At 64.7% G+C, this 9,997-nt stretch carries 10 protein-coding genes; 3 read left to right on the forward strand and 7 right to left on the reverse strand.

Going from position 1 to position 9,997, the window contains the following annotated elements; genetic code table 11:
* Positions 1-10: 10 nt before the first annotated feature.
* The gene (gene rep / locus WCE05_RS23250; protein ID WP_225786738.1) at positions 11-2,020 is read left to right on the forward strand and encodes a DNA helicase Rep; all 2,010 of its coding nucleotides are present in this window, start codon (positions 11-13) and stop codon (positions 2,018-2,020) included.
* A gap of 71 nt (positions 2,021-2,091) precedes the next feature.
* Positions 2,092-2,664 (forward strand): xanthine phosphoribosyltransferase, encoded by a 573-nt coding sequence (xpt, locus tag WCE05_RS23255; protein ID WP_225786739.1) that lies wholly within the window; start codon positions 2,092-2,094, stop codon positions 2,662-2,664.
* A gap of 78 nt (positions 2,665-2,742) precedes the next feature.
* Here xpt and WCE05_RS23260 read toward each other — a convergent pair whose 3' ends face one another.
* The 6 genes from WCE05_RS23260 to dadA all read right to left on the reverse strand — a co-directional run bounded on the left by WCE05_RS23260 (position 2,743) and on the right by dadA (position 8,875).
* Complete coding sequence (locus WCE05_RS23260; RefSeq protein ID WP_253080643.1) at positions 2,743-4,605, reverse strand: acetyl-CoA hydrolase/transferase C-terminal domain-containing protein; 1,863 nt, start codon at positions 4,603-4,605, stop codon at positions 2,743-2,745.
* 256 nt (positions 4,606-4,861) lie between these two features.
* Positions 4,862-5,266, reverse strand: coding sequence for a cytochrome c5 family protein (locus tag WCE05_RS23265; protein ID WP_225786866.1), 405 nt, complete (start codon positions 5,264-5,266; stop codon positions 4,862-4,864).
* Between the two features lie 158 nt (positions 5,267-5,424).
* Positions 5,425-5,973 carry a cupin domain-containing protein gene (locus tag WCE05_RS23270; protein ID WP_225786741.1) on the reverse strand — a complete coding sequence of 183 codons (549 nt, stop codon included), beginning with the start codon at positions 5,971-5,973 and terminating at the stop codon, positions 5,425-5,427.
* 110 nt (positions 5,974-6,083) lie between these two features.
* Positions 6,084-7,157 carry an alanine racemase gene (gene alr, locus WCE05_RS23275; RefSeq protein ID WP_253080644.1) on the reverse strand — a complete coding sequence of 358 codons (1,074 nt, stop codon included), beginning with the start codon at positions 7,155-7,157 and terminating at the stop codon, positions 6,084-6,086.
* Positions 7,158-7,248: 91 nt separating this feature from the next.
* Positions 7,249-7,602 (reverse strand): RidA family protein, encoded by a 354-nt coding sequence (locus tag WCE05_RS23280; RefSeq protein ID WP_225786743.1) that lies wholly within the window; start codon positions 7,600-7,602, stop codon positions 7,249-7,251.
* Positions 7,574-8,875, reverse strand: coding sequence for a D-amino acid dehydrogenase (dadA, locus tag WCE05_RS23285; RefSeq protein ID WP_225786744.1), 1,302 nt, complete (start codon positions 8,873-8,875; stop codon positions 7,574-7,576). Before dadA ends, WCE05_RS23280 begins: the two co-directional genes overlap by 29 nt.
* 155 nt (positions 8,876-9,030) lie before the next feature.
* Here dadA and dadR point away from each other — a divergent pair, with 155 nt between their 5' ends.
* Positions 9,031-9,519, forward strand: coding sequence for a transcriptional regulator DadR (dadR, locus tag WCE05_RS23290; RefSeq protein WP_003258963.1), 489 nt, complete (start codon positions 9,031-9,033; stop codon positions 9,517-9,519).
* A gap of 3 nt (positions 9,520-9,522) precedes the next feature.
* Here the strand turns inward: dadR and WCE05_RS23295 are convergent, their stop codons facing one another.
* On the reverse strand, positions 9,523-9,876 hold the full coding sequence (locus WCE05_RS23295; RefSeq protein ID WP_225786745.1) for a YkgJ family cysteine cluster protein: 354 nt from the start codon (positions 9,874-9,876) through the stop codon (positions 9,523-9,525).
* Between the last annotated feature and the right edge of the window lie 121 nt (positions 9,877-9,997).

Below are 9,997 nucleotides of genomic sequence, written 5' to 3' on the forward strand. Positions count from 1 at the left end.
GGTTTCTAGCATGTCCCGACTCAATCCCCGGCAACAGGAAGCCTGTGACTACGTCGGCGGCCCTCTATTGGTGCTCGCCGGTGCAGGCTCCGGCAAGACCAGCGTGATCACGCGCAAGATCGCCCACCTCATCCAGAACTGCGGCATCCGTGCCCAGTACATCGTGGCCATGACCTTCACCAACAAGGCGGCGCGCGAGATGAAGGAGCGGGTCGGCACCCTGCTGCGCCCCGGCGAAGGCCGTGGCCTGACGGTGTGCACCTTCCACAACCTGGGCCTGAACATCATCCGCCGGGAGCACGAGCGCCTGGGCTACAAGCCAGGCTTCTCGATCTTCGACGAGACCGACATCAAGGCCTTGCTGTCGGACATCATGCAAAAGGAATACTCCGGCGACGACGGCATCGACGAGATCAAGAACATGATCGGTGCCTGGAAGAACGACCTGATCCTCCCCGCCGAGGCCCTGGAAAAGGCACGCAACCCACGCGAGCAGACCGCCGCCATCGTCTACACCCACTACCAGCGCACGCTCAAGGCGTTCAACGCGGTGGACTTCGACGACCTGATCCTGCTGCCGGTGAAACTGTTCGAGGAACACAAGGACGTGCTCGAACGCTGGCAGAACCGTGTGCGCTACCTGCTGGTGGACGAATACCAGGACACCAACGCCAGCCAGTACCTGCTGGTGAAGATGCTGATCGGCATGCGCAACCAGTTCACCGTGGTCGGCGACGACGACCAGTCGATCTACGCCTGGCGTGGCGCCCGCCCGGAAAACCTCATGCTGCTCAAGGAGGACTACCCCTCCCTGAAGGTGGTGATGCTGGAGCAGAACTACCGCTCCACCAGCCGCATCCTGCGCTGCGCCAACGTACTGATCGCCAACAACCCGCACGCCTTCGAGAAACAGCTGTGGAGCGAGATGGGCGTGGGCGACGAGATCCGCGTGATCCGCTGCAAGAACGAGGAAGCCGAGGCCGAGCGGGTGGCCATGGAGATCCTCACCCTGCACCTGCGCACCAACCGCCCCTACAGCGACTTCGCCATCCTCTACCGAGGCAACTACCAGGCCAAGCTGATCGAACTCAAGCTGCAGCACCACCAGGTGCCCTACCGCCTCTCTGGCGGCAACAGCTTCTTCGGCCGCCAGGAGGTCAAGGACCTCATGGCCTACCTGCGCCTGCTGGTCAACCCGGACGACGACAACGCCTACCTGCGAGTGATCAACGTGCCTCGCCGAGAGATCGGCTCGACCACCCTGGAGAAACTCGGCAACTACGCCACCGAACGTGGCGTGTCGATGTACGCCGCCAGCGACGAGCTGGGCCTGGGCGAGCACCTGGATGCGCGCTACACCGAGCGCCTGCAGCGCTTCAAGCACTGGCTCGATGGGGTGCGCCAGCGGGTCGCCCTGGAAGACCCGATCGCCGCCCTGCACGAGATGATCCGCGACATCGACTACGAGAACTGGATCCGCCAGAACACCGCCAGCGACAAGGCCGCGGAGTTTCGCATCAGCAACGTCTGGTTCCTGATCGACGCGCTGAAGAACACCCTCGAGAAGGACGAAGAGGGTGACATGACCATCGAGGACGCCATCGGCAAGCTGGTGCTGCGCGACATGCTCGAGCGCCAGCAGGAAGAGGAAGAGAACGCCGAGGGCGTGCAGATGATGACCTTGCACGCCTCCAAGGGCCTGGAGTTCCCCTACGTGTTCATCATGGGCATGGAGGAGGAAATCCTCCCGCACCGCTCCAGCATCGAGGCCGACACCATCGAGGAAGAACGCCGCCTGGCCTACGTGGGCATCACCCGCGCACGCCAGACCCTGGCCTTCACCTTCGCCGCCAAGCGCAAGCAGTACGGCGAGATCATCGACTGCACGCCCAGCCGGTTCCTCGACGAACTGCCACCGGACGACCTGGCCTGGGAAGGGCTGGAAGATGCGCCGACCGAGGTTCGCGCGGCGCGAGGCAACAATGCGTTGGCCGACATCCGGGCAATGCTCAAACGCTGATCAACCATTACTCTTTAACCTTTGTCGCGGCCCCGGCCGTGGCCACCTTTGCTACATCGAGGAATACCACAGTGGAAGCACTGCAGCAGAAGATTCGCGAAGAAGGCATCGTGCTTTCCGACCAGGTTCTCAAAGTCGACGCGTTTCTCAACCATCAGATCGATCCAGCGCTGATGCAGCTGATCGGTGACGAATTCGCCCGCCTGTTCGCCGACTCCGGCGTGACCAAGATCGTCACCATCGAGGCGTCGGGCATCGCCCCGGCCGTGATGACCGGCCTGAAGCTGGGTGTGCCTGTCATCTTCGCCCGCAAGCACCAGTCGCTGACCCTGACCGAGAACCTGCTGACCGCCTCGGTGTATTCCTTCACCAAGCAGACCGAGAACACCGTGGCCATCTCGCCACGCCATCTCAACAGCAGCGACCGCGTGCTGGTGATCGACGACTTCCTGGCCAACGGCAAGGCCTCCCAGGCGCTGATCTCGATCATCAAGCAGGCCGGCGCCACTGTCGCGGGCCTGGGCATCGTCATCGAGAAGTCGTTCCAGGGCGGTCGCGCCGAGCTGGATCGCCAGGGCTATCGCGTCGAATCGCTGGCCCGGGTGAAGTCGCTGGAAGGTGGTGTGGTCACGTTCATCGATTGACCGTACGGGCCCTATTGCCGGCAAGCCCCACAGGGGAGCCGGCTTGCCGGCGATGGGCTGCGCAGCAGCCCCTTGCAGTCACCGCGTCGCCGCCAACCCTGCCAGCAACAGCCGCTGATACAGCTCCTCCTTGAGCCCCTGCGGCTCATCCAGTCCCATGCGCGCCAACTGTGCCGCATACCCCTGCGGCCCAGGTGCATCCAGCGTCGCCTTGCCCAGCTCCAGCACCTCGCTCAACCTGAACTTGCCCTTGAGCCAGTTCAGCGCCCGCAACAGCTCCTGTTCCTCAGCCGAGAAGTCGGTCCCCAGCGGATACTCCGGGAACAACCGCCGATAGCGTGCGCGTATCGCCTCCAGGCGCTCCGGCGTGTTGTCGGTAAAACGCGCATCGAGCTGGAAGTCCTTGGCCAGCTTGCCGGCCTCCTTGGCCTGCACCATCAACTCACCCTGGAAGCGTGAATCGCTGATCGCCAGCAACCGCGCGATCACCTCGCTGTCGGTCTGCCCGCGCAAATCCGCGATGCCGTACTCGGTCACCACGATGTCGCGCAGATGCCGGGGAATGGTGCAGTGACCGTAGGTCCAGAACAGGTTCGAGGTCACCTCGCCGCCCGCCTCGCGCCAGCTGCGCAGCAGCAGGATGGAGCGTCCGCCTTCCAGGGCATGGCCCTGGGCGACGAAGTTGTATTGCCCACCCACACCGCTGAGCACTCGCCCATCTTCCAGTTGGTCAGCCACCCCGGCACCGAGCAGGGTCATGCCGAACACCGTGTTGACGAAGCGCGCATCGCGGCGCTGGCGACGCTTGAGGTCTTCCTCGCCATACAGCTCGTTGATGAAGCTGATAGCGCTCATGGCGAAGCGCTCGCGTTGCCCGAGCGGCATTTCCCGCAGTTGCTGGTAGAAGGCCCGAGGGCCGAGGAAGAAACCGCCATGCACCAGCGTTCCCCGCTCATCGGCGCAGCGCCGTACCACGCCCGCTTCGACCAGCGCCAGCAGGCCGTTGACGAACATCTCGCTGCAGCCGTACAGACCCTCGGCGAAGGTCTCCAGGCCCCCTTCCCTGTCGATCAGCCCCTGCCATGGGCCCGGCTCGAACTCGGCGAGCAGCGCCCGGTAACCTGCGTTGTCGCCGTGGCGCGCCAGCAAGGCCGCGGTCAGCGCATCGCCCATGGCGCCGATGCCGACCTGCAGCGTACCGCCATCGCGCACCAGGGCACTGGCGAACAGGCCGATGCAGTGGTCCTGGGTCGTGACCGGCATGTTCGGGGTGGAAAACAGGCGGCGCCGCTCGGGCTCGTCGATCAGCAGGTCGAAGGCGTCCTCGGCAAGCTCGGCATCGCCCGGCATATAGGGCAGCTCGACATGCTCCTGGCCCAGCAACAGGATGGTTTCGCCGGCGGCACGGCGACGGGCGATCATCGGCAGCAGGTCGAGCGTGATGTCGGGATTGCACGACAGGCTCAAGCGGCCAGGGCACTCGGGCGTGGCCGCCACCAGCTGGGCGACCAGGTTCAGGCCCTTGGCGTTGATATCGCGGGCGGCGTGGCTGTAGTTGCTGCTGACATAGTCTTGCTGGGCGAGGTCGCTGTTCAGCAGGCTGCCGGGCTGCACGAAGAACTGTTCGATGCGGATGTTCGCGGGCAGGTTGTCGCCCCGCAGGTCGGCCAGGTAATCGAGCTCCTCATAGTCGGCGAACACACGCTCGACGAAAGGTTCGAGGAAGCGCTGCTGCAGGCCGTCGCCCAAGGGCGGGCGGCCCAGGCTCAGGGCGGTGTAGATCGTCAGGCGACGTTCGGGCAGCTCACGCACCCGGGCGTAAAGCGCGTTGACGAAGGCGTTGGGCTTGCCCAGGCCGAGCGGCAGGCCCAGGTGGATATGGGCGGGCAGGCGAGCCAGCACCTGGTCGACCGCCGCATCGAGGGAACAGCGTTGCGCCATCGGTGCCTCCTGTGACATCCATGCATACAGGGGGTTGGACCCTTGCCTGCCTGGTTTTGCTGCATGGGCCCATGGGCAAAGCGTTGGGGCTGCTTTGCAGCCCATCGCAGGCAAGCCCGCTCCCACAAGGGCCGCGCCACTTTCGAAGTCGGCGCCGAATCCGGGGGAGCGGGCTTGCCCGCGAAAAGGGTCGCTACACGTCTTGAGTGAACAGCATCACGCCATGAAGGCAGGCCGTGGCGTGATCAGGTGCAACTCACAGACCGGACATTTTCTTGATGGCGTTCATCAGGTCCTCGTCCGAACAATCGGCGCAGGTCCCCTTCGGCGGCATGGCGTTGATGCCGGTAATGGCCTTGGCCAGGATGCCGTCGAGGCCGCCCTGGTGATCCGCCCGCTCCTTCCAGGCGGCGGTGTCGCCGATCTTCGGCGCGCCGAGCAGGCCGCTGCCGTGGCAGGCGTTGCAATGCTTGGCGATGATTTCGTCCGGGGTCTTGGCTCCGCCGCCGCCAGCGGCAACGGCCACTTCCATGCCCTTGCACTCCTGGCCCTGGATACACACCTGGCCGACCGGCTCCAGGCGCTTGGCGATATCGTCATTGGTCGCTGCGTGTGCATTGATTGCCCAAAGGGCTACTACGGCTGCTGGTAGGGCCAGCATCTTCTTGATTTGGTTCACGCGTACACCCTCATGGTGGCTAATCACGCCCGCGGCCACGGGATACGCGGGCGTTGGAAAGTATAGCGGGATCCCGGAGGTGAGCGGAACAACCCTAGTGTTCGAAAGGGTATAGCCGCGACAACATGCCGCGCAGCCATTCAGAAGTTGGAAGGCGTGGCCGCGCTGATCAGCCGGGCGGGCTCGTCGAAGGGGTTGCGAAAACGGTGCGGGCGGGTGCTTTCGAAGTAGTAGCTGTCGCCGGCCTCGAGAATGAAGGTCTCGGTGCCGACCACCAGCTCCAGGCGGCCTTCGAGCAGGATGCCGGTTTCCTCGCCATCATGGGTGAGCATCTCTTCGCCGGTGTCGGCACCCGGCGGGTAGACCTCGTTGAGAAAGGCGATGGCCCGGTTGGGGTGCGACTTGCCCACCAGCTTCATGGTCACCGCACCGTCGGAGATGTCGATCAGTTCGTGGGCCTTGTAGACGATCTGCGTGGGGCTTTCCGGCGCCAGCTCGACGGAGAAGAACTCGACCATGGACATGGGAATGCCACTGAGCACCTTGCGCAGGGAGCTGATCGACGGGCTCACGCTGTTCTTCTCGATCATCGAGATAGTGCTGTTGGTCACGCCCGCACGCTTGGCGAGTTCACGCTGGGACAGGCCCTTGAGCTTGCGGATGGCTTGCAGTCGTTCACCGACGTCCAAAGCTGGAGCCTCCTGAAACGGTCGAGGTGGGGGAGAAGTGTGAACGATATGATGGCAACGCCGTTCAGTATTTACAACACTTCGCCCCGCAGCCTGTCCGCTTCAGCGCCTCATTCGCCGATATAGTCCAGCGGCACGCGCTTGAGGTTGCAGAAGATCTGGTAGGGGATCATCCCCGCCAATAGCGCCACTTCGCTGGCCAGCACTTGCTTGCCCCACAACTCCACCGGGCTGCCGACGGTCGCTTGCGGCACGTCGGTCAGGTCGACGCAGAGCATGTCCATCGAAACCCGGCCAATCAGTTGGGTGCGCTTGCCGGCGACCATCACCGGGGTGCCGGTAGGTGCCTGGCGTGGGTAACCATCGGCATAACCCATGGCGACCACACCGACGCGGGTCGGGCGTGGGCTGATGAACTTGGCGCCATAGCCGACCGGCTCGCCGGCCGGCAGCTCACGTACGGCGATGATGCGCGATTGCAGGGTCATCACGGGCTGCAGGCGTTCGGCCTGGGCCTGGGGCACCTCGAAGGGCGTTGCGCCATACAGCATGATGCCCGGGCGCACCCAGTCGCTCGGCACCTGCGGCCAACCCAGCACCGCCGGCGAGTTGCGCAGGCTGCACTCGGCGGCCAGGCCCTGGCGCGCCGCCTCGAACACCGCCACCTGCTGCGCGGTGGCGTCGGCCTGAAGCTCGTCGGCACGGGCGAAGTGGCTCATCAGCACGATGCGCGCCACCTTGCCGCTGGCCAGCAGGCGCTGGTAGGCGTCGTGGTAGTCCTTCGGGTGCAGGCCGACCCTATGCATCCCGGTGTCCAGCTTCAGCCAGATGTTCAGCGGCTTGTGCACCTGGGCCTTTTCGATGGCCTCCAGTTGCCACAACGAATGCACCACGCACCACAGGTCGTGCTCGGCGATCAGCGCCAGCTCGCTGGCCTCGAAGAAGCCTTCGAGCAGCAGCACCGGCGCCTTGATCCCGGCGGCGCGCAGCTCCAGCGCCTCCTCGATGCAGGCGACGGCGAAACCGTCGGCCTCGGCCTCCAGGGCAAGGGCGCAGCGCACCGCGCCATGGCCATAGGCATCGGCCTTGATCACGGCGAGGGCCTTGGCGCCGGACAGTTCACGGGCCAGACGGTAGTTGTGGCGAAGGGCTTGGAGGTCGATCAGGGCACGGGCAGGACGCATGGCGGCAGCCTTCTGGCAGTTCTGGTTATCGATAAGCCCCTGGCGCGACGGGTGAGGGGTAGTGCCCGCCGCACCAGGGTGAGGGAACGGTTTACGGCAGTGCGGCGATCACCGACATCTCGACGAGGATCTCTGGCTCGCACAGCTTGGCCTCGACCGTGGCGCGGGCCGGCGCGACGCCCTGGGGCAGCCACTGGTCCCACACCGCGTTCATGCCCTGGAAGTGGGCGTCGATGTCCTTCAGGTAGATGGTCACCGAGAGCAGGCGGGTCTTGTCGGTGCCGGCCTGCTCGAGGAACTGTTCGATGTTGGCCAGGGTCTCGCGGGTCTGCTGCTCGATCCCGGCATCCATGTCGTCACCCACCTGGCCCGCCAGGTAGACGGTACCGTTGTGAACGACGATCTGGCTCATGCGCTCATTGGTGAGCTGGCGCTGGATTGGCATGCTTGGCGATCTCCTGATTTTTGCCATAACGCGAAATGTCGAGGCCCTCGGCGCTGATCTGCGGCTTCTTGCGCGCGATCAGGTCGGCCAGCAGGCGGCCAGAACCACAGGCCATGGTCCACCCCAGGGTGCCGTGACCGGTATTGAGGTACAGGTTGCGCAAGGAGGTAGCGCCGACGATCGGCGTGCCGTCCGGGGTCGCCGGGCGCAGGCCGGTCCAGAAGCTGGCCTGGCTCAGGTCGCCGCCGCGAGGATAAAGATCGTTGACGATCATCTCCAGCGTTTCGCGCCGACGCGGGTTCAGCGAAAGGTCGAAGCCGGCGATCTCGGCCATGCCCCCGACACGGATGCGGTTGTCGAAACGGGTGATGGCGACCTTGTAGGTCTCGTCGAGGATGGTCGAGGTCGGCGCCATGTCCGGATCGGTGATCGGCACGGTCAGCGAGTAGCCCTTGAGCGGGTACACCGGAGCCTTGATGCCCAGCGGCTTGAGCATCTGCGGCGAGTAGCTGCCCAGGGCCAGGACGTAGCGGTCGGCGGTTTCCAGCTTGCCGTCGATCCACACGCCATTGATACGGTCGCCGGCGCAGTCCAGGCGCTGGATGTCCTGGCCGAAGCGGAACTCGACGCCCAGCTTGATGGCCATCTCGGCGAGCTTGGTGGTGAACAGCTGGCAGTCGCCGGTCTGGTCGTTGGGCAGGCGCAGGGCGCCGGCGAGGATGTCCTTCACCCCAGCCAGGGCCGGCTCGACGCGGGCGATACCGTCACGATCGAGCAACTCGTATGGCACGCCGGATTGCTCGAGCACGGCGATGTCCTTGGCCGCCGCATCCACCTGGGCCTGGGTGCGGAACAGCTGGGTGGTGCCCAGGGTGCGGCTTTCGTAGGCGATACCGGTCTCGGCGCGCAGTTCGTCGAGGCAGTCGCGGCTGTACTCGGACAGGCGCACCATCCGCTCCTTGTTCACCGCGTAGCGGTTGGCGGTGCAGTTGCGCAGCATCTGCGCCATCCACAGGTACTGGTCGACGTTGCCGGTGAGCTTGATGGCCAGCGGGGCATGGCGCTCGAGCAGCCACTTGATGGCCTTCAGCGGCACGCCCGGCGCGGCCCAGGGCGAGGCATAGCCCGGCGAGATCTGGCCAGCGTTGGCGAAGCTGGTCTCCATGGCCACCGCCGGCTGGCGATCGACCACCACGACTTCGAAACCTTGCCGGGCCAGATAATAGGCACTGGCGGTTCCGATCACACCGCTACCAAGTACCAGAACTCGCATTGTTTATCCCTCGCACGCGGCTTGCCGCAGTCTTTTGTTGAAATGGCTTGGATGGGCGCAGTATAAGAAGGACAGGCCAGTGCATTTCACTATATAAAAGCCTATATTTGGCGAGAATTCTCGGCATAGTCGCCTTTTGTGGAGGGGCATCCCCTATGAGAACCCAGCACCAGAGCAAGCGTGAACTGGACAAGATCGACCGCAACATCCTGCGTATCCTGCAAAACGACGGGCGCATCTCGTTCACCGAACTGGGCGAGAAGGTCGGCCTTTCCACCACGCCATGCACCGAGCGTGTGCGCCGGCTGGAGCGCGAGGGGATCATCATGGGCTACAACGCCCGGCTCAATCCGCAGCACCTCAAGGGCAGCCTGCTGGTATTCGTCGAGATCAGCCTGGACTACAAGTCCGGCGATACCTTCGAGGAGTTCCGCCGTGCCGTGCTCAAGCTGCCTCATGTGCTGGAGTGCCACCTGGTATCGGGCGACTTCGACTACCTGGTGAAAGCGCGCATCTCGGAAATGGCCTCGTACCGCAAGCTGCTTGGCGACATCCTGCTCAAGCTGCCCCATGTGCGGGAGTCGAAGAGCTACATCGTCATGGAAGAGGTGAAGGAAAGCCTCTGCCTGCCGATCCCGGACTGAGCGTCAGACCAGCACCTGGCGGGTGCTGGCGATGTACTGGTGGACGAGCTGCTCGGCTTCGGGCTCGATCATCTGCGCAGGCCCGCGCCCCCGCGGGCAGGCCATGCGTGGCGTGGTGCCGAACAGGCGGCAGATCAGCGGCCGCTCCTGGTACACCGTGCATCCCTCGGGGCCCAGGTGCACGCAGTCCAGGCGCTCCAGCGCGGCCTCCTGCTCGGCGCGGGACTTGCGTGGCAGCCGGGCCATCTCTTCGGCCGAGGTGGTGACCGGGCCGCAGCAGTCGTGGCAGCCGGGCTCACAGTCGAAGGACGGGATCAGTTCGCGCAGGAAGTGGATCTTGTGGCGGTTGCAGGACATGGTCGGCGGGCGAGTCGAAGAGGTGGGTCGGATTATATCCCATTCGCGGTGGCGGGCTTTGGGGCCGCTTAACTGACGGGTATTGCTCTAGTTGCCCCACCGCGAACCCCCAGCTTATCCT

Source organism: Pseudomonas sp. I2, from assembly GCF_040984075.1.
Taxonomy (GTDB): Bacteria; Pseudomonadota; Gammaproteobacteria; order Pseudomonadales; family Pseudomonadaceae; genus Aquipseudomonas; species Aquipseudomonas guariconensis_B.

What these genes read in the sequence shown, in the direction of transcription:
- rep (WP_225786738.1), top strand. Translation starts at nt 11, where the DNA reads ATGTCCCGACTCAATCCCCGGCAACAGGAAGCCTGTGACTACGTCGGC.
- WCE05_RS23260 (WP_253080643.1), bottom strand. Translation starts at nt 4,605, where the DNA reads ATGGCGCAACGCTGTTCCCTCGATGCGGCGGTCGACCAGGTGCTGGCT.
- WCE05_RS23265 (WP_225786866.1), bottom strand. Translation starts at nt 5,266, where the DNA reads ATGCTGGCCCTACCAGCAGCCGTAGTAGCCCTTTGGGCAATCAATGCA.
- alr (WP_253080644.1), bottom strand. Translation starts at nt 7,157, where the DNA reads ATGCGTCCTGCCCGTGCCCTGATCGACCTCCAAGCCCTTCGCCACAAC.
- WCE05_RS23280 (WP_225786743.1), bottom strand. Translation starts at nt 7,602, where the DNA reads ATGCCAATCCAGCGCCAGCTCACCAATGAGCGCATGAGCCAGATCGTC.
- dadA (WP_225786744.1), bottom strand. Translation starts at nt 8,875, where the DNA reads ATGCGAGTTCTGGTACTTGGTAGCGGTGTGATCGGAACCGCCAGTGCC.
- dadR (WP_003258963.1), top strand. Translation starts at nt 9,031, where the DNA reads ATGAGAACCCAGCACCAGAGCAAGCGTGAACTGGACAAGATCGACCGC.
- WCE05_RS23295 (WP_225786745.1), bottom strand. Translation starts at nt 9,876, where the DNA reads ATGTCCTGCAACCGCCACAAGATCCACTTCCTGCGCGAACTGATCCCG.